This is a genomic window from Janthinobacterium violaceinigrum (assembly GCF_009208555.1).
In the GTDB taxonomy this organism is placed as follows: domain Bacteria; phylum Pseudomonadota; class Gammaproteobacteria; order Burkholderiales; family Burkholderiaceae_D; genus Janthinobacterium; species Janthinobacterium violaceinigrum.
Genome location: NZ_WFLI01000035.1, coordinates 28070 through 48833 on the forward strand (window position 1 = coordinate 28070; position 20764 = coordinate 48833).

Annotated in this window: 17 protein-coding genes; 14 read left to right on the forward strand and 3 right to left on the reverse strand. The window is 62.5% G+C overall.

Features of this window, described 5'->3' with window-relative positions; genetic code table 11:
* Positions 1-25: 25 nt before the first annotated feature.
* Entirely contained in the window at positions 26-2119 is a 2094-nt protein-coding gene (gene ppk1, locus GCN75_RS22960; RefSeq protein WP_152258495.1) for a polyphosphate kinase 1, read from the reverse strand.
* 271 nt (positions 2120-2390) lie between these two features.
* Here ppk1 and pstS point away from each other — a divergent pair, with 271 nt between their 5' ends.
* From pstS to GCN75_RS23030, 14 genes are all read left to right on the forward strand, one after another.
* Positions 2391-3440 carry a phosphate ABC transporter substrate-binding protein PstS gene (gene pstS / locus GCN75_RS22965; RefSeq protein ID WP_152284456.1) on the forward strand — a complete coding sequence of 350 codons (1050 nt, stop codon included), beginning with the start codon at positions 2391-2393 and terminating at the stop codon, positions 3438-3440.
* A gap of 239 nt (positions 3441-3679) precedes the next feature.
* Positions 3680-4651 (forward strand): phosphate ABC transporter permease subunit PstC, encoded by a 972-nt coding sequence (gene pstC, locus GCN75_RS22970; RefSeq protein WP_152258497.1) that lies wholly within the window; start codon positions 3680-3682, stop codon positions 4649-4651.
* Positions 4648-5535, forward strand: coding sequence for a phosphate ABC transporter permease PstA (gene pstA, locus GCN75_RS22975; RefSeq protein WP_077402151.1), 888 nt, complete (start codon positions 4648-4650; stop codon positions 5533-5535). The genes pstC and pstA overlap by 4 nt, the downstream gene beginning before the upstream one ends.
* 38 nt (positions 5536-5573) lie before the next feature.
* Entirely contained in the window at positions 5574-6356 is a 783-nt protein-coding gene (gene pstB, locus GCN75_RS22980; protein ID WP_010396817.1) for a phosphate ABC transporter ATP-binding protein PstB, read from the forward strand.
* Positions 6357-6404: 48 nt separating this feature from the next.
* Positions 6405-7115, forward strand: coding sequence for a phosphate signaling complex protein PhoU (gene phoU / locus GCN75_RS22985; protein ID WP_034778131.1), 711 nt, complete (start codon positions 6405-6407; stop codon positions 7113-7115).
* A gap of 5 nt (positions 7116-7120) precedes the next feature.
* Positions 7121-7810 carry a response regulator gene (locus GCN75_RS22990; protein WP_034755074.1) on the forward strand — a complete coding sequence of 230 codons (690 nt, stop codon included), beginning with the start codon at positions 7121-7123 and terminating at the stop codon, positions 7808-7810.
* An 11-nt stretch (positions 7811-7821) separates the two neighbouring features.
* Positions 7822-9138 carry a phosphate regulon sensor histidine kinase PhoR gene (gene phoR, locus GCN75_RS22995; protein WP_152284457.1) on the forward strand — a complete coding sequence of 439 codons (1317 nt, stop codon included), beginning with the start codon at positions 7822-7824 and terminating at the stop codon, positions 9136-9138.
* Between the two features lie 75 nt (positions 9139-9213).
* Entirely contained in the window at positions 9214-10410 is a 1197-nt protein-coding gene (senA, locus tag GCN75_RS23000) for a selenoneine synthase SenA (protein ID WP_226941525.1), read from the forward strand.
* Between the two features lie 35 nt (positions 10411-10445).
* Entirely contained in the window at positions 10446-12392 is a 1947-nt protein-coding gene (locus GCN75_RS23005) for a UvrD-helicase domain-containing protein (RefSeq protein WP_152284458.1), read from the forward strand.
* 94 nt (positions 12393-12486) lie between these two features.
* Positions 12487-13401 carry an NAD-dependent epimerase/dehydratase family protein gene (locus GCN75_RS23010; RefSeq protein WP_152284459.1) on the forward strand — a complete coding sequence of 305 codons (915 nt, stop codon included), beginning with the start codon at positions 12487-12489 and terminating at the stop codon, positions 13399-13401.
* A 383-nt stretch (positions 13402-13784) separates the two neighbouring features.
* Entirely contained in the window at positions 13785-14168 is a 384-nt protein-coding gene (locus GCN75_RS23015) for a LiaF transmembrane domain-containing protein (RefSeq protein ID WP_226941526.1), read from the forward strand.
* Positions 14158-14967 carry a LiaI-LiaF-like domain-containing protein gene (locus tag GCN75_RS23020; protein WP_152284460.1) on the forward strand — a complete coding sequence of 270 codons (810 nt, stop codon included), beginning with the start codon at positions 14158-14160 and terminating at the stop codon, positions 14965-14967. The genes GCN75_RS23015 and GCN75_RS23020 overlap by 11 nt, the downstream gene beginning before the upstream one ends.
* A gap of 6 nt (positions 14968-14973) precedes the next feature.
* Positions 14974-16050, forward strand: a complete 1077-nt coding sequence (locus tag GCN75_RS23025) for a sensor histidine kinase (RefSeq protein WP_152284461.1) — start codon at positions 14974-14976, stop codon at positions 16048-16050.
* A gap of 11 nt (positions 16051-16061) precedes the next feature.
* On the forward strand, positions 16062-16799 hold the full coding sequence (locus tag GCN75_RS23030) for a LytR/AlgR family response regulator transcription factor (RefSeq protein ID WP_152284484.1): 738 nt from the start codon (positions 16062-16064) through the stop codon (positions 16797-16799).
* Here GCN75_RS23030 and GCN75_RS23035 read toward each other — a convergent pair.
* Both GCN75_RS23035 and GCN75_RS23040 read right to left on the reverse strand, forming a co-directional pair.
* Positions 16785-19049 (reverse strand): ATP-dependent DNA helicase, encoded by a 2265-nt coding sequence (locus GCN75_RS23035; protein WP_152284462.1) that lies wholly within the window; start codon positions 19047-19049, stop codon positions 16785-16787. The two genes, GCN75_RS23030 and GCN75_RS23035, sit on opposite strands and share 15 nt — an antisense overlap.
* Positions 19046-20698, reverse strand: coding sequence for a VRR-NUC domain-containing protein (locus GCN75_RS23040; RefSeq protein WP_152284463.1), 1653 nt, complete (start codon positions 20696-20698; stop codon positions 19046-19048). Before GCN75_RS23040 ends, GCN75_RS23035 begins: the two co-directional genes overlap by 4 nt.
* Between the last annotated feature and the right edge of the window lie 66 nt (positions 20699-20764).

Sequence of the window (20764 nt, forward strand, 5' to 3'; positions counted from 1 at the left end):
CTCTGTGTAGAAAGTCGATAGCCGCCTATTCGCCGACCTCCGCGCCCGGCGTGCCCAGTGCGTGCATCAAGTATTGCTGGGCACTGAATGGCGTTTGCTTGCCGCGCGGCTTGCGGCGCGCGTAGTGGCCCGTCGGCTCCAGTTCCCATGCATTTGTATTATCCTTCAAATACGGATTCAGGCCCTCGGCGATCACGCGCCGCTTCAGTGCCCGGTCCAGCACGGGGAAGGCCACTTCCACGCGGCGGAACAGGTTGCGGCTCATCCAGTCGGCGCTGGCCAGGTAGACATCGTGCGCCAGGTCATTGCGGAAATAGTAAATGCGGCTGTGTTCGAGGAAACGGCCGATCACGGAGCGCACCTTGATATTTTCCGACAGGCCAGGCACGCCCGGCTTCAGGGTGCAGGCGCCGCGCACGATCAGGTCGATCTTCACGCCATCGGTCGAGGCCGCATACAGGGCGCGGATCACGGATTCGTCCACCAGCGCGTTGACTTTCACGATGATGCGCCCGCGCCGGCCGGAACGGGCGATCTTCGCCTCGTTGCGGATGGCCTTGATGATCTCGCTTTGCAGGCCGAACGGCGCCAGCCACAGGTGATTCAGGTTGTGCGGCTTGGTCAGGCTGGTCAGATGGATGAAGACTTCGTTCACTTCCACGGCCAGGTCCTGGTTGGCCGTCAGCAAGCCGAAGTCCGTGTACAGCTTGGTGGTCGTGGGGTGATAGTTGCCGGTACCCAAGTGAGCGTAGAAGCGCAGCGCGCCGTCTTCGCGGCGGATGACGAGCGCCACCTTGGCGTGGGTTTTCAGGCCCACCACGCCATACACGACTTGCGCGCCTGCCTGCTCCAGCTTGTCAGCCCAGTTGATATTGGCTTCTTCGTCGAAACGCGCCATCAATTCCACGATGACGGTCACTTCCTTGCCCATCTTCGCCGCCGTAATGAGCGACTCCATCAGGTCCGAGTTCATGCCCGTGCGGTAGATCGTCTGCTTGATGGCCACGACGGACGGATCGTAGGCGGCGCTGCGGATGAAGTCGATGACCGTCTGGAACGACTGGTAGGGGTGGTGCAGCAGGATGTCGTGCTTGTTCAGCGCGGCAAAGATGTCGTTGCCGATGGCTTTGTGCGCAAGGCCGGGGAAGAACGGCGTAAAGCGCAGTTCGGGCTGCTTGACGTGGTCGATCATTTCCGACAGGCGCACCAGGTTCACGGGGCCGTTGACGCGGTACAAACGGCTTTGATCGAGATTGAACTGGTCGAGCAGGAACTGCGACAGTTCTGGCGGGCAATTGCGCGCCACTTCCAGGCGCACGGAGGTGCCGAACTGGCGTCCCACCAGCTCCCCCTTCAGGGCCTGGCGCAGGTTCTTGACTTCGTCTTCATCGACCCACAGGTCGCTGTCGCGCGTGACGCGGAATTGCGAATAGGCAATTACTTCACGCCCGGCAAACAGGTCCGAGATGTGCGCATGGATGACGGAAGACAATAAACAGAAGGACACGCCGTCGCCCGATATCTCGTCCGGCAGCTTGATGACGCGTGGCAAGACACGGGGCGCCTTGACGATGGCGATCGCCGTGCCGCGGCCGAACGCATCCTTGCCGCTCAGCGAGACGATGAAATTGAGACTCTTGTTGACCACCTGCGGGAACGGGTGGGCCGGGTCCAGGCCGATGGGGGTGAGCAGGGGACGCACTTCGCGGTCGAAATATTCCTTGACCCACGCGCGCTGCGCCTCGTTGCGGTCGCTGTCGCGCAGCAAATGCACGCCCGCTTCGCGCAGGGCCGGCAGGACTTCGCTATTTAATATCTCGTACTGGCGTTCCACCAGGGCATGGCATTCCTTGCCGATGCGCTCCAGGTTGGCCGCCAGGGCAGGGTGGCCCGCCAGGGAGCCGCCGATGCTGCCGGCCGCCAGCAGGCTGGCCACGCGCACCTCGAAGAACTCATCCATGTTACTGCTGACGATGCACAGGTAGCGCAGGCGCTCGAGCAGCGGAATGTTCGGATCTTCCGCCTGGGCCATCACGCGCCGGTTGAAAGTCAGTTGCGACAGTTCGCGGTCAAGCAGGATGCCCGATTTGGTCACTTCCATGTGCAGTTCAGGTTTCATATTCTTTTGTCTTTGCAGATAGTTAATTCTAGCCGTATTTCATCATGTATGACGCGCTGTGAGTGTAATCATGAAATATGACGTAAGCGTGACATAAGCTGTCATAAAGCGTCGCCCGACCTGTCATTTTTCGTGCCGGAAATGGCATTTCTCGGGGCGTAGGCAAATATTTCATGAAATTTGGCGCATGTCATAAAGCTGTCATATTCGCTTGCTAGACTGCGCAGCATTCAACCGGGACTTTGAGCCCTAACAACCCTGAGGACTTGATATGCAAATGAAGCAAATGTTCAAATTTATCGTCGTGGGTGCTTCGGCAGCGATGGCATTTTCTTCCGCTTCCGTCATGGCGGCAGATATGACAGGTGCTGGTGCAACCTTCCCGTACCCGATCTACGCCAAATGGGCTGAGACTTACAAAGCCAACACGGGCAACGGCCTGAACTACCAGTCCGTCGGTTCCGGCGCCGGCATCAAGCAAATCAAGGCCAAAACTGTTGAATTCGGCGCTTCGGACATGCCTTTGAAGGCAGAAGAGCTGGAAGAAGCAGGCCTGATGCAGTTCCCTGCCATCATGGGCGGCGTTGTCACCATCGTCAACCTGGACGGCATCAAGCCAGGCCAGCTGAAGATGACGGGCAAAGTCGTTGCCGACATCTACCTGGGCAAGATCACCAAATGGAGCGCGCCGGAAATCGCCGCCCTGAACAGCGGCGTCAAGCTGCCGGACACGGAAATCACCGTGGTGCACCGCGCCGACGGTTCGGGTACCTCGTTCCTGTTCACCGACTTCCTGTCGAAAACCAACCCGGAATTCAAATCGAAAATCGGCGCTGGCTCGGCTGTGAAATGGGCCGTGGGCGTGGGCGGCAAGGGTAACGAAGGCGTCGCCGCCAACGTGCAGCGTATCAAAGGTTCGATCGGCTACGTCGAGTGGGCTTACGCCAAGAAAAACAATATGTCGCACACCCAGCTGCAAAACAAGGACGGCAACTTCCTGCAGCCTGACGACGAAAACTTCAAGGCAGCAGCCGCTTCGGCACCTTGGACGCAAACCCCAGGCTTCGGCGTGGTCCTGACCGACCAGGCTGGCAAGAACAGCTGGCCTATCACGGGCGTGTCGTTCATCCTGATGCACAAAGTCCAGGCTGACGCAGGCAAGGCTAAAGAAGTCCTGAAATTCTTCGACTGGGCCTACAAAAACGGCGGCCCTGCTGCCGTCGAACTGGACTACGTGCCAATGCCGGCATCGGTCGTGAAACTGGTGCAGGAATCGTGGAAAGCCAACCTGAAAGACGCATCGGGCAAAGCCATCTACTAATTCGATAGTTTGACCAGATAAGTACCGATCCTTGTCCCGCCAGCAGCACGGCGGGGCAGGGAGTTAGCCAGGACCGCCCGCAAGCCCTTGCAGACGGTCCTGGCTAAAGAAGCAAAAATAAAACAAGAGTTAACACAACAGCAGTATCTGCAAACAGCAACACCGGCAGTACCACCCACATCTGGCACAATATGAGCGCACAATCTACCTCCTCCACGATCCCCATGCCAGGCGGCACCATGACCGATTCCATCAGTCACGCGCAAATGCTATCGACCATGCGCAAGCAGCGCATCCAGGATTTCCTGTTCCACAAGGTGACGATGCTGTTCGCCCTGTCGGTGCTGGTCGTCCTCGTCGGCATCATCATTTCGCTGATCATGGAATCGATACCGGCCTTCCAGACCTTCGGCCTGCACTTCATCGTCTCGGCCGAGTGGGACCCCGTCAATGACCAGTACGGCGCCCTGATCCCCATCATCGGCACCCTGGTGACGTCGATCATCGCCTTGCTGATCGCCTTTCCCGTCAGCTTCGGCATCGCCCTGTTCCTCACGGAAATCTGCCCGGCCTGGCTGCGTCGCCCGCTGGGCACGGCTGTCGAGCTGCTGGCCGGCGTGCCATCGATCATCTACGGCATCTGGGGCCTGTTTGTCTTCGCGCCCCTGTTTGCCGACCACGTCCAGCCGCTGCTGAAAGCCACCCTGGGCAACGTCCCCGTCATCGGCCAGCTGTTCAGCGGTCCCATGATGGGCATCGGCCTGCTGACGGCCGGCCTGGTGCTGGCAATCATGATCATTCCCTTCATCGCTTCCGTGATGCGCGACGTGTTCGAGATCGTCCCTGCCGTGCTGAAGGAATCCGCATACGGCCTGGGCTGCACGCGCTGGGAAGTGGTGCGCAAGATTGTCTTGCCTTACACCAAGACCGGCGTCGTCGGCGGCGTCATGCTGGGCCTGGGCCGCGCGCTGGGCGAGACCATGGCCGTCACCTTTGTGATCGGTAACGCGAACAAGCTGTCGTGGTCGCTGTTTGCTGCCGGTAACAGCATCACCTCCTTGCTGGCAAACGAATTCGGCGAAGCGCAATCGGCGCTGCACGTATCCTCGCTGTTCTCGCTGGCACTGATCCTGTTTGTCATCACCTTTATCGTCTTATCCGCCGCCAAGCTGATGCTGGCTGGCATGTCCCGCAAGGAAGGCACGAAATGAGCCAAGTAAGCACTCTCGACGTTCCGGCCAAGCCGGCCATGAACCCCGTCTACCGCAAGCGCCTGCTGATGCACCGCGTCGGCATCGCCCTGTCGGTGGCCGCCATGGCCCTGGGCCTGGCCGTGCTCGTGTGGATCCTGTTCACCCTGGTGATCAAGGGCTTTGGCGCCCTGTCCGTCGACCTGTTCACGCAAACGACGCCCGCTCCCGGCAGCGAAGGCGGCGGCCTGATCAATGCCATCGTCGGCAGCGCCCTGATGGTGGGCCTGGCAACGGTCGTCAGCACCCCGATCGGCATCCTGGCCGGCATCTACCTGGCCGAATACGGCGAAGAAAACAAGCTGGCGCAAGTGACGCGTTTCGTCACGGACATCATGCTGTCGGCCCCATCGATCGTCATCGGCCTGTTCGTGTATGCGCTGTACGTGGCGCACGTGAAACACTTTTCCGGTTACGCGGGCGCCATCGCCCTGTCGCTGATCGCCGTGCCGGTGGTGGTGCGCACGACGGACAATATGCTGCGCCTGGTGCCGAACAGCCTGCTGGAAGCCGCGTTTGCCCTGGGCGCGCCGCGCTGGAAGGTCGCCACCCTGGTGCGCTTGCGCGCCGTCAAGGCTGGCGTCATCACCGGCGTACTGCTGGCATTGGCCCGCATCGCCGGCGAAACGGCACCGCTGCTGTTCACGGCCCTGAATAACCAGTTCCAAAGCTTCAACATGAATGCGCCGATGGCCAACTTGCCGTCCGTCATCGCATCGTTTGCGATGAGCCCGTACGACAACTGGCGCTCGCTGGCCTGGGGCGGCGCACTGCTGATCACCTTCAGCGTGCTGGCCTTAAATATCCTGTCGCGCACCGTGTTCAGCCAAAAAGTCCCTAATTAAACAGATATCGAGCGAAGCGAACCCAAATGAATACGCAAATGAATCCAGCACAAGACCTGGCACCAAAGAAAAAAACCATCGAGATTTCGGGCCTGAACTTTTTTTACGGCAAAACGCAAAGCTTGCATAACGTCAACCTGGACATCCACGAGAAAAAGGTCACGGCCTTCATCGGCCCGTCCGGTTGCGGCAAGTCGACCCTGCTGCGCACGCTGAACCGCATGTACGACCTGTATCCGGGCCAGCGCGCGGAAGGCTCTATCCTGTACCGCGGCCGCAACGTGCTCGACGCGGACCAGGACGTCAACATGCTGCGCGCCAAGGTCGGCATGGTGTTCCAGAAGCCGACGCCGTTCCCCATGTCGGTGTACGACAACATCGCCTTCGGCGTGCGCCTGTATGAAGACCTGTCGAAGGGCGAGATGGACGAGCGCGTCGAGTGGGCCCTGAAAAAGGCTGCGCTGTGGGGCGAAGTCAAGGATAAGCTGAGCAAGAGCGGCCTGTCGCTGTCGGGCGGCCAGCAACAGCGCCTGTGCATCGCGCGCGGCGTGGCCGTGAAGCCCGATGTCTTGCTGCTCGATGAGCCGACCTCGGCGCTGGACCCGATCTCCACGTCGAAGGTGGAAGAGCTGATCAGCGAACTGAAACAGGATTACACGATCGCCATCGTGACGCACAATATGCAGCAGGCGGCGCGCTGCTCCGATTACACGGCCTATATGTATCTGGGCGAGCTGGTGGAATTCGGCGAAACGGACCAGATCTTCATGAATCCGGCCCGCAAGGAAACGCAGGATTACATCACGGGCCGCTTCGGCTGATCCACCGCGCACCGCTATATACAAGACAACTGAATACGGAGAGACAGCATGATAGGCGAACATTCATCCAAGCAGTACGACAACGAACTCGAAGCGATCCGCTCGAAAGTGCTCCTGATGGGCGGCATCGTTGAAACCCAGTTCCTCGACGCGATGACGTGCTTCCGCATCGGCAATCCGGAACGCGCCGACCGCGTGATGCGCGAAGACGACGTCGTCAACCAGCTGGAAGTGTCGCTGGACGATGCCTGCAGCCATCTGATCGTGCGCCGCCAGCCGGCCGCCAACGACTTGCGCACCATCATGGCCACCATCAAGGTGATTACCGACCTCGAGCGCGTAGGCGACGAAGCGACAAAAATCGCCCGCGTGGCGAAGAATCTGCACAAGCGGGGCAACGGCGTCGTCAACCATTACGAAATGGTGCGCGGCATTGCCAACACGGCTACCGACATGCTGCACGACGCGCTCGACGCGTTCGCGCGCAACGATGGCAAGCAAGCCTTACAATTAATTGCACAAGATGCCATCATCGACCATGAGTTTCGGTCTATCATGCGCAACTTGATAACCTTTATGATGGAAGACCCGCGCACGATTTCGGCGGCGCTCGATACCCTGTGGGTGGCCAAGGCCATCGAACGGATCGGCGACCATGCGAAAAACATCGCCGAATACGTGATCTACGTGGTTGAAGGCAAGGACATCCGCCACACCAAGGTGGCTGCTCCCGCCATTTCCGAGGAGCTCCCTGAGTAAGCTTTATGGCATCTGATAAAACCACGGTATTGATTGTTGAAGATGAGCCGGCCATCGTTGAACTGGTGACCTATTCGCTGCGCGAATCCGGCTGGAATTGCTGTTCTGTACAAAACGTTGCCGATGCCTGGGAATTCATCCAGCACCGCACGCCGCATCTGATCCTGCTGGACTGGATGCTGCCGGACCAGACGGGCTTGCGCCTGCTGTCGCGCATCCGCGCCGACCGCAATTTCGCGGCCATCCCCGTCATCATGCTCACCGCCAAGAGCATGGAAGAAGACAAGCTGGCTGGCCTGAACAGCGGGGCCGACGACTACGTCACCAAGCCGTTCTCGCCGCGCGAGCTGCTGGCCCGCGCCAAGGCCTTGCTGCGACGCAAGAGCCCGGAACACGCGCAGGCGCCCATGCGCGCCGGCAACGTGGCCCTGGACCCCGTCAGCTGCACCGTGATGATGGATGAACAGAAGATCGATATCGGCCATGCCGAATACAAGCTGCTGAAATTCCTGCTGGCCCATCCCGAGCGCGTGTTTTCGCGCAGCCAGCTGCTCGACAAGGTGTGGGGCGACCATGTGGTGATCGAGGAACGCACGGTCGACGTCCACGTATTGCGCTTGCGCAAAGCCTTGAAAGAGGCGGAAAGCCTGATCAAGACGGTGCGCAGCGTCGGCTACATGTTGTCTGAAAAATAAAGCTAGCCTCTATGAATCCGAAATTGCTGTTCTGGGTACCGGCCGCCTTGCGCATGGTGCTGGCGCTGCTGGGTGTGGCCGTCGTCTGGTATCTGTTTGGCGCCACGTATGCGCTGGGCATCGCCTTCGTGCTGATGGCCATGATGGTGTTCGTGCAGCTGTCCTACCTGTTCCAGCTGAGTAACTGGCTGGACAATCCGCAAAGCGCCAAGCTGCCCGATGGCTGGGGCGCCTGGACCAGCATCTTCGCGCGCCTGTACCGCATGCGCCGCGACGACGAGAAAAACCAGGCCGAGCTGACGGAATGGCTGGCGCGTTTCCGCCAGGCCATGCATCTCCTGCCCGACGGCGTCGTCATCATGGACGACGTGCTGTTCCTCGAATGGTGCAATCCCGCCGCCGAGAAACACCTGGGCCTCACGCACGAGCGCGACAAGGGCATGCGCGTCACCAACCTGATCCGCAGCCCCGAGTTCATGGATTACATCATCCTGGGCCGCTACGACCAGCCGCTGACGATCACTTTCCGCAACCGCAAGCTGATCGTGCAGATCATCCCGTTTGAAAACCGCCGCCAGATTCTCGTCACGCACGATGTGACGGAAACGGAACGCATTGAAATGATGCGCCGCGACTTCATCGCCAATGCCTCGCACGAGCTGCGCACGCCGCTCACCGTCATCGTGGGCTTCCTGGAAATCGCTTCCGCCGAGCTGGACCTGGACGCCGCCACGCGCGCCGCCCACCTCAAGCTGATGACGGAGCAGGGCCACCGCATGCAGCACCTGATCGAGGACATGCTGACCCTGTCGCGCCTGGAATCGGTCGACTACCCGCTGCGCCCCGAGCCCGTGGATGTCAGGAAGCTGATGCAGCAGGTCTTGCGCGACGCCAAGGGCTTGTCTGCTGGCAAGCATGACGTCAAGATGGAATGCAATGGCCCCGACGTGCTGGGCAGCTACGACGAGCTGTACAGCGCGTTCGGCAACCTGGCTTCGAACGCCGTGCGCTACACGCCGGCCGGCGGCACCATCACCCTGCGCTGGCAGGATGGGGCGACGGGACCGCAATTCATCGCGCAGGATACGGGCATCGGCATCAGCCCCGAGCATATCTCGCGCCTGACGGAACGTTTCTACCGCGTCGACAAGAGCCGCTCGCGCGAAACCCAGGGTACGGGCCTGGGCCTGGCCATCGTCAAGCACGTGCTGCTGCGCCACGGGGGAACGCTGGCCATCCAGTCCGTGGCCGACAAGGGCAGCAGTTTTATCGTCAGCATGCCCAAGTCCGTCGTCACGCCGCTGCAGGGCGAGTTGCTGGTCAAGTAGGCCAAAGGGAGGATGCTCCTCCCGGTATCGTGGTGCGACTAGTGCAAGGTTGGCATAAGTCGTTACAATCTGGCCATGACTTTAATCAACGCCTCTTTTCGCCACGCCGGCGCGCAGCAACTGGCCCAGTCGCTGCAGGCCGCGCGCCAGGATACCCTGTCCCTGTTCGACTGTTATGTCACTGCCGGCCTGGACGTGGTGGCGGGCCTGCCCCGCCATCCGCGCCTCAATCCGCCCTTATGGCAACTTGCACATATCGCCTGGTTTGCCGAGTGGTACATCCTGCGCGAAGCCGCATCGAGCCATCCGGCCGACGCCATCTACAATTCCCTGCTGACGCGCGGCGACGATTTGTTCGACGCCAACATGGTGGAACACCGCGCGCGCTGGAAGCTGGACCTGCCCAGCCCGGGCGCCGTGAAAACGTATTGCCACGAAGTGCTCGACAGGGTACTGGATAAACTGTCGCGCGAAGCCAATGTCGACAGCGCCCTGGCCCCGTACCGGCTGGCCTTGGCGCAGGAAGACTTGTGTGGCGAGGAAATGCTGGCCGGCTTGCAATGGCTGGGCCTGGAAGCACCCGCATCGCTGGCCGTCAGCCCCGCCTTGCCGCCAGGGGCGGGGGATATTGCTTTCCCCGGCGGGACCATCGAACTGGGCTCGCCCCGCGGCGCCGGGTTTGCCTTCGACAATGAATCGCCGCCCCACGCGTGCTACGTGCCGCCGTTTTCCATCGATGCCTGCGCCGTATCCAACGCCCAGTTTGCCGACTTTGTCGCCGACGGCGGCTACCAGAACCGCCAGTTCTGGAGCGCGGCCGGCAGCGCCTGGCTGATGCAGCAGGAGCGCTCGTCGCCGCTGTACTGGCTGCGCGAGGCGACGCAATGGCGCACCATGCGTTTCGGCCAGCGCACGACCTTGCCGCCAAATGAAGCGGTGCGCCACATCAACCTGTATGAAGCGCAGGCGTACTGCGCCTGGGCGGGGCGCCGCCTGGCGACGGAGGCGGAATGGGAGTATGCTGCGCTGTCCGGCCATCCGCGCTTTCACTGGGGCCAGGTGTGGGAATGGACGGCGACGCCGTTCGAACCGTATCCGGGCTTTGCGCCCGATGCCTGGCGCGAGTATTCGGCGCCGTATTTCATGCAGCACCAGGTGCTGCGCGGCGCCGCCTTCGCCACGCCGCCGCGCCTGCATTCGGTCCGCATGCGCGCCTTCCACGCGCCCGAGCGGGGCGACATCTTTGCCGGCCTGCGCACCTGCGCCTGGTAAGCACGCAAAGCGTAGTAACCATTTCAGGAATTCTTTTGAGTACAGATAACGCCCCGCAGTTCATTCCCAAACGCATCACGCCCACGCCGGAGCAAGTGGCCATCCAGACGGCGCAAAAGAAAGTCGTGCTGATCGACGCCAATGCGGGCGCGGCCAAGACGACGACTCTGGCCCTGCGCCTGGCCGAAGCGCTGCATCGGGGCCGCGCGCCCGAACGCATGCTGGCGCTGGTCTTCACGGAAGCGGCGCGCGTGGCCCTGCGCCAGCGCCTGCTGGAAGTGGGCGTGCCGCTGGGCGTCGTCAAGCGCCTGACCATCGACACCTTCGACGCTTTTGCCGCCAAGGTGCTGTCGCAGCTGGAAAACATGCAGGTGGCGTTCATGCGCAGCGATGAAGAGCTGCGCCCGATTGCCTGGGAAGCGCTGGAAGTGGTATTCGAGAAATACGCCCACCGTTATCCGCTGGAAATCAATACGACGAACGGGGCGATTGCCGAATTCCTGAAATTGCAGCTGCGCACCAAGGCGCGCCTGGATTTCCAGAATCCCGACTTCGAGAGCAATTCCCTGGAAGATAATCTGGAGCTGCTGGGCATGTCGCGCACGCATTATCTGTGGCTGCGCGAATATGAAGGCTTGCGCGGCGCCGACACGGGCGATATCCAGTTCCGCGCCCCATTCGACGCCACCTACGACCTGGTGCGCATGCTCGACGGCGACGAGCCGCTGCGCCAGCAATTGCCGGCCTTCCAGATCATCGTGGCCGATGAATTGCACGATTTGAACGAAGCGTCGTTCCGGCTGCTGACTATGCTGATACGCCGCGGCAACGCGTTTTTCTGCGGTGCGGGCGACAAGGACCAGGTCATCTACACATGGTCGGGCGCCGACCACCGCTTCCTGCGCCAGCGCTTCGAACAGGAATTCCCCGCCTTGCAGCGTCTGCCGCTGACGGCATCGTACCGCTACGGCCCGCAACTGGCGCACGCCGTGGGCGTGCTGAAAAACAAGGCCAGCGTGTCGGCCCTGTCGCGCGCCACGCACATCGACGTGCTGCAGTACGACCATGCGCAGCCGCAGGCGTGCAGCGCCCAGCTGATCGCCGCGCTCGAACACGCGCATGCGGGCACGACGGCCATCTTGCTGCGCGACCGCGACCAGGCGATTCGCGTGGAAACGGCACTGTTCCAGAGCGGTATCGCGTATGGCCTGGTAGACATGAACAGCTATCTGCTGAGTCTGGAAGTGCTGATGCTGCGCGGTATGGTCGCCATCGCCCGCAAGGACTTGCACGCCATCAAGAGCGGCCCGCGCCGGGGCGAGATCCTCGAAGCGCTGGTGGCGTTCGCGGAAATCCCGTTTACGCGCGCGGAGCTGCAGCAAGCCAAGGCCGACGTGGCCAATTATCCGGACTTGCTGGAAGGCTTCCTGACCAACCAGCTGGCCAAGTCGCACAACCAGGACAAGGCGGCGCTGACCCTGGCCGCCGTCGACTACCTGCGCGCGCTGCCTCCCGATGCCCTGGCCGGCGACGCGCTGCAACACATCTTTGGCCTGATGCAGCTGGAACAGACGGCGCGCCGCATCTATGTGGACCCGGCCCAGGCCAGGGTGGTGGCCCGTTCCCTGCACGGCTTCATTGCCGTGTGCCGCGAAGCGGGCGTGGCGCTGGGGGGCTTTGCCGGCTGGCTGGGCGAGATGGAAGACGCCGTGACGGTCTCGACCGGCAAGGCCAAACTGGTGATCGCCTGCATCGACCAGATCAAGGGCCTCGAATACAACCACGTGATTCTGCCCTACCTGGCGGTCGACGAATTCCCGCGCAGCAAGACCGACCCGCTGGAAGAGGAAAACCGGTTCTATGTGGCCGCCACACGCGCGCGCGACAGGCTGACCCTGCTGACGCCGGAAGACCCTGCCTGGCAGAGCCGCTACATCGCCGCCCTGCAGCTCAAGCAAAAGATTGTTGCGCCCAAGTCATAGATCTTTTGCTGTGTGGCCGCTTTTTGCGAAAGACGAAAGCGGGCATACTGGCCTGGTGTGATTGACAGCAATCTAACCAGACAGGGAGCAAGATATGAACGTGTTTTTGACAGGTGCGGCGGGTTTCATCGGCAGTTCCATCGCGGCGGGCCTCGTGCGTGCCGGCCATCAGGTGACGGGCCTCGTGCGCAAACCGGAGCAGGTGGCCGAGCTGGCCAGGATCGGCGTGCTGGGCGTGCAGGGCGAGCTGAACGACCGCGAGCTGCTCATCGAGCAGGCGAAGGCGGCCGATGCCGTCATCAATGCGGCCAGCAGCGACCACCGGGGCGCCGTGGAAGCCATCATCGATGCGCTGGCCGGCACGAATAAACCGTTCCTGCACACGAGCGGCTCGTCCATCGTGGGCGACGCGTCGGGCGGCGAGGGCACGCAGCAGATTTATTACGAAGACAAGCTGCCGGCGCCCACGGCCGACAAGGCGGCCCGGGTCGCCATCGACGACCTGGTGCTGGCCAGCGCCGCCAAGGGCGTGCGCGCCAGCGTGCTGTGCAACACCCTGATCTACGGCCACGGCGCCTTGCCGCGCGACAGCGTGCAGCTGCCGCGCCTGCTGAAGCAGGCGCGCAAGAGCGGCATCGTGCGCCACGTTGGGCCGGGCCGCAACATCTGGTCCAATGTGCATATCGACGACGTCGTCAGCCTGTATTTGCTGGCGCTGGAAAAGTCGCCAGCCGGCACGTTTTACTTTGTCGAGTCGGGCGAAGCGGCGTTCCGCGACATGACGGCCGCCATCGCCCAGGCACTGGACCTGGGGCCCGCGCAGGACTGGCCGTTGCCGGAAGCCATTGCCGAATGGGGCTACGAGATGGCTTCCTACGGCCTCGGCTCCAACAGCCGCGTGCGCGGCGCGCGGGCACGTACGCTGCTGGGCTGGCAGCCGCAGGGACCGTCCGTGCTGGCATGGATCGCCAATGACATGCTGCAGCCGCCGCACGCCACCGCCGTTTGATGCAGCTCAGCACAATCGCATCTGTGTGCGCTAGCGAACGGTGCTTTCTGGCGATCGGGAGTATGATGGCTTTGCTTGGTTGAGACGCACTGCCGTGAAGTTGGCGGCATGTTCGATCTTCCAGCAGGTCAGCCGGTCGCCTCAAGGATCGGCACCAGATTTCCGCTGCGGGCGCAGGTGCGCTGCGCGGCTGTACACTGCAACTCCAGGTCGTGGTGTTGTGCTACGAACCCCTTCAAGGCCGGCGCTAGCCGGTCTTTTTTTTGCCTGCCATTTCTTCCTCTGCGCCATTCACCGCTGCCTGGCCGCCATTCGCCGAAGCGGTGTTTGCTCCCGTCCGAAATCCGCGTATCTTTACGATCAACCAACTTCAAGGGGTGATCGTGAAACCTGAACCAGCCTATTACCGCCGTACCCAGCTGCTGTGGGGCGTGCTGCTGATCGCCATCGGCGCCATCATCCTGCTGGACCGGCTCGATGTGATCTATCTGCACGATTACTATGCACTATGGCATTATTGGCCGCTGATACTGGCCCTCTTTGGCCTCAACAAGCTGCTCACGCCCGTGTCGGCCAAGCAGGTGCTGAGCGGCCTGTGGCTGATCTTTTTTGCTGCCTGGTGGTATGTATCGTATGAAGAACTGTGGAACTTGAGTTTCTACAATAGCTGGCCCGCCTTGCTGATCGCCTGGGGCGTGGGCCTCGTGCTGGAACCGCTGTTGAACAAACATTTTATTGCCTACCGGGAGTCCGAGCATGAAAAATAAACCGCCGCCGCACTCGCCATCGCAGATCGTGCTGGGCGTCATCGTCATCGGCCTGGGGCTGCTGTTCCTGCTCGATAACCTCGGCTTCATCAATGTGCGCTACACCTTCCGCTTCTGGCCCACCATCCTCATCATTTTCGGCTTGCTGAAAATATCGCAAAGCCATACGCGCTCCGGCTACATCCTTGGCGGCGTGATGGTCTTGCTGGGCCTGACCTGGACCCTGAAAGCCATGGGATTGTTCTATATCAACTGGGGCATGCTGTGGCCGCTGCTCATCATTGCCGCCGGCGTGGCCGTGGTGTCGAAGTCCTTGCCCGGCGGGCAGCAGCGGCAGCGGCGCCGGCACTTTGCCGCGCAGCAGGACGGCACGCCAGCACCTGATTCGTTCGGCCAGCCCAGGAATGGCGCCGTGTCGCTGGACAAGGACGCCGCGACGGCAGCGCCCGGCGCCGGCGGGCAGGCGGACGACGACAGCATCATCGAAGTGACGGCCATCCTGGGCGGCTTTGTGCGGCGCGTGTCGTCGCAGCGCTTCAAGGGCGGCGATATCAACGTCATCATGGCCGGCTGCGAAATCGACTTGCGCCAGGCATCGATCCAGGGCGAGGCCGTGCTCAATGTATTCGCCCTGTGCGGCGGCGTCACCATCAAGATTCCGCCCGACTGGAGCGTGGTGCTGCAGGGCACGCCCATCCTCGGCGGCTTCGAGGAAAAGACCATCGTGCCGCCGAACCAGGACAAGCGTTTGTACGTGACGGGCTACGCCATCATGGGCGGCCTGGAAATCCGCAACTAGGCGCGCATGTCCGGACCCTTGTCGAAGCGGCGCGGCGCCGTGGCCGTGGTGGTGGTGTGCCTGGCGCTGGGCCTGGCGCTGGCGTTCGTGCTGGCCAGGGTGGCCCATGCGCCCAGGCTCAACGCCGTGCTGCTGGTGGTGCCCGCCACGCTCGTGTATGCCATCGGTTCGGGCTTTTCCGCGTTTTACCTGTGCCGCGCCTATCCCTTGCACGCGCGCCATCCGCTGGCCATTGCCGGCGTGATGGGAGTGGCGGCCCTGTTCGCGGGCTTGCTGTGGGCGACCCTGCTGCAATTTCTGAACAGCGTCAGCCTGCTGCTGGAAGTGCCCTGGCTGGGCGTGAACCTGACGCAATCGCTGCTGGCCCTGTTTTTCGGCCTGGGCGTGCTGCTGTATTGCCTGGCTGCCGCCGTGCACTATCTGTTGCTGGAATTCGTGCGCGCCAGGATGGCCGAGCAGCGGGGCCTGGAAGCGCAGCTGATGGCGCAGGAAGCGCAGCTGCGCATGCTGCGCACGCAGATCGATCCGCATTTCCTGTTCAACAGCCTGAACTCCATCAGCGCCCTGACGTCTATCGATGCGGCAGGCGCGCGCCAGATGACGGTGCAGCTGGCCAGTTTCTTTCGCCAGAGCCTGAGCCTGGAAGCGCACAAGCACATCACCGTGGAACAGGAGCTGGTGCTGATCCGCCATTTCCTGGCCATCGAGCAAGTGCGTTTCGGCGCGCGCCTGCAAGTGGCGGAAGCCATCGATGACGCCGCGCTGGCCTGCCTGCTGCCGCCCATGCTGATACAGCCGCTGGTGGAAAATGCCGTCAAGCATGGCATCTGCGGCTTGACGGAGGGCGGCCTGATCGCCATCGAGGTGCGGCGCGCGGGCAGCCTGCTGCAGATTGCTGTGCGCAATCCCGTTGATGCGGATCAAGGGCCAGAGCGCGGCAATGGCGTGGGGCTGGAGAATGTGCGCCAGCGCCTGGCCAGCGCCTATGGCCACGAAGCGGGCGTGCACTGGGCGCGCCGCGGCGCGGCGTTTGAAGTGACCTTATCGATGCCGGCGCAGACCGGCGACACGGAGAAAGCATGATGCAGGCAAGAATGCGGGTGGCCATCGTCGATGATGAACTGCTGGCGCGCAGCGTATTGCGCGAATACCTGGCGCGCCATGACGATATCGATATCGTGGCCGAGTGCGCCAACGGCTTCGATGCCGTCAAGGCCATCGCGGAACTGGAGCCGGAACTGGTGTTTCTCGACATCCAGATGCCGCGCCTGGACGGCTTCGAGGTGGCCGAGCTGATCGGTGCGAAGACGCGCCTGATCTTTGTCACGGCCTACGACCAGTACGCCTTGAAAGCGTTCGAATGCCATGCGCTCGATTACCTGCTGAAACCTTTCAGCGAACAGCGCTTCGACCAGGCGCTGGCCCATGCGCGCGCGCAGCGCAGCACGCCCGCCGCCCAGGCTGCCGTGCAAACGGTGGCGCGCGAAGCGGCCACGCGCGCCGCGCCCCTGGACCGCGTGCTGATACGCGATGGCGCCAGGGTCCACGTGATCGCCAGTGCGCGCATCGACTACATCGAGGCGCAGGACGATTACATCAGCATCCGTTCCGAGGGCAAGTCCTACCTGAAAAGCCAGACCCTGGCGGAACTGGAAGCCCAGCTCGATCCCGCCAAATTCCTGCGCGTGCACCGGTCGTATCTGCTCAATATCGACGGCATCCGCCGCATCGAGGCAGCCACGAGGGACAGCCACGTGGCCATCTTGCGCGATGACACGCGCATACCCGTGAGCAAGGCGGGCTACCAGAAGCTGAAGTTACTGGTTGGCTAGCTGCACATCCCACCACGTGGGCAGTAGCTGGCGGATTTCTGGCCGGGAAAAACGGTCGTCGATCAGGTAGACGACGCCCTTGTCCGACTGCGTGCGGATGACCCGGCCGGCCGCTTGCACCACCTTTTGCATGCCCGGATACAGATACGTGTAGTCGTAGCCGGCGCCGAAAAGCTCGCCCATGCGCTGGCGGATCTGCTCGTTGACGGGGTTGATCTGCGGCAAACCCAGGGTGGCGATGAAGGCGCCGATCAGGCGCGCGCCCGGCAAGTCGATGCCTTCGCCAAATGCGCCGCCAAGCACGGCAAAGCCGATGCCGCGCGTCTCCAGGCCGAAGCGCCCCAAAAAGTGCGCGCGGGCAGCATCGTCCATGCGGCGCGGCTGCTGCCAGATGGGCACGTCCGGGTAGTGCTGGGCAAACAAGTGGGCCGTCTTTTCCATGTAGTCGAAGCTGCTGAAGAAGGCCAGGTAGTTGCCCGGCGTTTCCGCGTATTGCTTTGCCATCAGCTGGGCGATGGGCAGCAGCGAGGCGGCGCGGTGCTGGTAGCGCGTGGAAATGCTGTCGGCCACGCGCACGGACAGCTGCTGCGCCTGGAAGGGCGATTCCACGTCGACCCAGGCCGTGTCGGCCGGCATGCCCAGGGTGTCGCTGTAGTAATTCCATGGACTCAAGGTGGCAGAAAACAGGGCCGTGCTGTGGCTGGCCGCGAAGCGCTCCTTGAGAAACGGTGCCGGCACGATGTTGCGGATGCAGACGGTGGAACCGGTGTCGGTTTTGCTGACGTCGAACAGCGAGTGTGGGCCAAAGCTTTCCGCCAGGCGGTTGATCAGCAGCACGTCGAAATAAAAGCGCTGCAAGTCCTCGTCCAGCGCGGCAGCGTGTTCGGCCATGTAGTCGCCGATGGCCGTGACCACGCCTTGCAGCGCGCCAAAGAATTTGTCGGGCAGGGCCGCATGCACGTGGTAGTCGCCATCCTGCTCTTTTAACAGCGCCGTCCACTGGCGCGAGAGGCGGTCCAGCGGTTTTTTCAATCCTTCGGGCGCGAACTTGCGCAGCATTTTCAGGTCGATCTGCGCCAGTTCGGCGCTATACATGCTGCGCGCGCGCGACACCATATTGTGTGCTTCGTCCACCAGCACGTTGACTTTCCAGTCGTGGGCCAGGGTCATGCCGTACAGCATGGCGCTGAGGTCGAAATAATAATTGTAGTCGCCGATGACGACATCGCTCCAGCGCGCCAGTTCCATGCCCAGGTAATACGGGCAAATGCTCTGCTGCAAGGCGATGGCGCGCACGGCTTCCTTGTCCAGGATCAAGCCGCTGGCCAGCGCCACCTCGCGCGCCAGCGGCAGGCGGTCGTAAAAACCCTTGGCCAGCGGGCACGATTCGCCGTGACAGGCTTTGTCCGGATGCTCGCAGGCGCTGGTCTTGGCGCTCAGTTCCAGCACGCGCAGGGGCAGCAGGGGCGCGCTCTCCTTGAGGATGGCGCAGGCGTCGAGCGCCATCTGCCGTCCCGGCACCTTGGCTGCCAGGAAAAACAGCTTATCGAGGCCATGCGCGGCCGTGGCTTTCAACATGGGAAACAGGCTGCCCACCGTCTTGCCGATGCCGGTCGGCGCCTGCGCCAGCAAGCCGCAGCCGCGGCTGCTGGCCTTGTACATGGCTTCGGCCAGCTGGCGCTGGCCCGGGCGGAAGTCCGCATGGGGAAACGCCATGCTGGTGAGCTGTGCGTCGCGGCCGGCCCGGTGCGCCAGTTCCTGCTCGGCGCAGTCGAGGAACAGCGCGCAATGCTGTTCGAAGAACAGGCGCAGGGCCTCGGCCGTGCATTCCTCATGCATGACCGTTTCCTTCTGGCTGGCAATGTCGAAATACACGAGCGCCACGCGCAGCATGGGCAGGTTCAGCTGCTGGCACAGCAAGTGGCCATAGATGCGCGCCTGCGCCCAGTGCAGCTGGCGGTGGTTGGCGGGCATGGCGTCGAGCTCGCCCCGATACGTCTTGATTTCTTCCAGCTGGCGCCGCGCCGGGTCGTAGCCATCGGCGCGGCCCCGCACGTGCAAAGGCCCGAAGTCGCCGGACAGGCTGATTTCGCGCTGGTAACCGTCGTCGCGCCGGCTGGTGACGGTGGCGTGGCCCACCATGCCTTCCTGCGCCGTGGGGGACGGTGTGAAACGCAAGTCCAGGTCGCCCACCTTGGCCGTGAATTCGCACAGGGCGCGCACGGCAATCGTGTACGTGTTGCGGCTCATGCTGCCGCCTGCCATTGCAGGTAGCACACGCTGACGGGCATGGCGTGCTCGGCGCAATAGGCGATCCAGCGCAGCTGATTGTCCTGCAATCGGTCGCCGGGGCCCTTGACTTCGATCATGCGGTAGCGCCGTTCTTCCGGCCAGAACTGGATTAAATCGGGCAAGCCGCTGCGGTTGCTTTTGATATCGAGCAAGATCCGTTCGAACGCCTTCTTCAGATGAAAAGCGGGGATGCAGGCCAGCGCCAGGTCCAGCAAGCCGTCGTCCAGCACGTCCCAGCTGACGAAGGGCGAGACGATGCCGTGCTTGGCGGCAAGTGTGGCGCGGATGGCGGCGTGGTAGCTGCCGTCGTCCAGCTGCGCCAGGCAAGCGGCAAAGTCCGTGCTGCGGCGCTGGCAGAAATCGGCGCTGTGCAAGTCGGCCGGGCCACGGTGAAACGGGTGGAAGAAGGCGCCCGGCATGGCCTTGAAGATGGCGGGCCAGCACAGCAGGCCGAACAGCGAATTGATCAGGGTGTTTTCCACGTAATACACGGGCGCGTCGTCCTGCATCAGGTGTTGCTGCACCACTCCTTCCACGTAGCACGCAGCGTCTGGATACGGCAGATGCAGGTCGATGCGGTCGATGGCGGCGGGCACGGCGGCCGCCAGTTTTGCGTGGCCCAGCTTGCGCCGCAGCCGGGGCGCCATGCGCAGCAGCAATTGCTGTTCCGCCTCGCTTTCCGGCGCGGCCAGCGCGATCGTCAGGCGTTCGTAGGCCGCTTGCGGCTGCTCGTCTTTTTCCAGCACGCGGATGGCGCGGCCCCGGGCGCCCGGATAGCGGCAATCGGCATAGGCGCGGTAGGCGGCGGGCCAGTCCTGGGTCTTTTCCAAGTGCTGGCCGATCTGGAAACGCAGCTTGTCGCGCCGGCTGGCCAGCCAGGTATTGTCCTGCGACAAGGGCAGCGCCGCCAGTGCCTGCAGCACTTCGTCCGCGGGCGCGCTGTCGTTGTAGCGTTCGCGGCACTGGTGCAGCACTTCATAGTGCTCGATATCCTGGCGCGTGCGAAAGCCCCGCGACTTCGGCGAGAATTCCACTTTTTCGTATTGATACACGCCCAGGTCGGACAGCACGAATTCCGACCAGTCCTGGTGATAGTTGCCAAAATAAATCAGGCGTAGCCGGTCGCACAGCGGTTGCAGGCCGATGCGGTACAGCACGTCGCCACAAGCCGGATGCCAGGCGGAAAACGGCTTGCTGTCCCCATGCTGCTCGCGCAAGGCGTCCAGCTGCTCGGCCTTGCGCGCCGCCTTCAGGGGCGCGGCGAGCTGAAAGGCCTGGGCGATTTCCGCTTTCAGCAGTTGTTCGAACAGTTCATCGAGCGAAATGGCGGGATCGGCTTCCACCCATTCCAGGGCCAGCAAGGGCAGGGCGGCCGCGCGCGTGTCGCCGATTTCCTCGTAATTGAGCTTGCTGGCGCGAAACAGGCAGCCCTTGCGCATGACGAGGCGCACGAACAGGGCGCGCGAGGGCAGCGGCAGTGCGCCGAAGTCGGCGATGAACTGCGTTTCTTCAACGCTCAGCAGGTCGGCGTAACGGGCGGCTATCCAGCTCAGCACATCCTGGAAATTGTCCAGATAGTACAGGGGATTTTCCAGGACTCTCAGCATGGGGGGAATGGGGCAAGATGCAAGGTGATCGGTTTTACTGTGTTTATATACAGTTTAAACCTTCAT

Coding starts and splice junctions, on each gene's coding strand:
- phoR (WP_152284457.1), top strand. CDS start 7,822: ATGAATCCGAAATTGCTGTTCTGGGTACCGGCCGCCTTGCGCATGGTG.
- pstC (WP_152258497.1), top strand. CDS start 3,680: ATGACCGATTCCATCAGTCACGCGCAAATGCTATCGACCATGCGCAAG.
- GCN75_RS23035 (WP_152284462.1), bottom strand. CDS start 19,049: ATGAGCCGCAACACGTACACGATTGCCGTGCGCGCCCTGTGCGAATTC.
- GCN75_RS23040 (WP_152284463.1), bottom strand. CDS start 20,698: ATGCTGAGAGTCCTGGAAAATCCCCTGTACTATCTGGACAATTTCCAG.
- ppk1 (WP_152258495.1), bottom strand. CDS start 2,119: ATGAAACCTGAACTGCACATGGAAGTGACCAAATCGGGCATCCTGCTT.
- GCN75_RS23025 (WP_152284461.1), top strand. CDS start 14,974: ATGTCCGGACCCTTGTCGAAGCGGCGCGGCGCCGTGGCCGTGGTGGTG.
- pstB (WP_010396817.1), top strand. CDS start 5,574: ATGAATCCAGCACAAGACCTGGCACCAAAGAAAAAAACCATCGAGATT.
- senA (WP_226941525.1), top strand. CDS start 9,214: ATGACTTTAATCAACGCCTCTTTTCGCCACGCCGGCGCGCAGCAACTG.
- pstS (WP_152284456.1), top strand. CDS start 2,391: ATGCAAATGAAGCAAATGTTCAAATTTATCGTCGTGGGTGCTTCGGCA.
- GCN75_RS23020 (WP_152284460.1), top strand. CDS start 14,158: ATGAAAAATAAACCGCCGCCGCACTCGCCATCGCAGATCGTGCTGGGC.
- GCN75_RS23030 (WP_152284484.1), top strand. CDS start 16,062: ATGCGGGTGGCCATCGTCGATGATGAACTGCTGGCGCGCAGCGTATTG.
- GCN75_RS22990 (WP_034755074.1), top strand. CDS start 7,121: ATGGCATCTGATAAAACCACGGTATTGATTGTTGAAGATGAGCCGGCC.
- GCN75_RS23010 (WP_152284459.1), top strand. CDS start 12,487: ATGAACGTGTTTTTGACAGGTGCGGCGGGTTTCATCGGCAGTTCCATC.
- phoU (WP_034778131.1), top strand. CDS start 6,405: ATGATAGGCGAACATTCATCCAAGCAGTACGACAACGAACTCGAAGCG.
- pstA (WP_077402151.1), top strand. CDS start 4,648: ATGAGCCAAGTAAGCACTCTCGACGTTCCGGCCAAGCCGGCCATGAAC.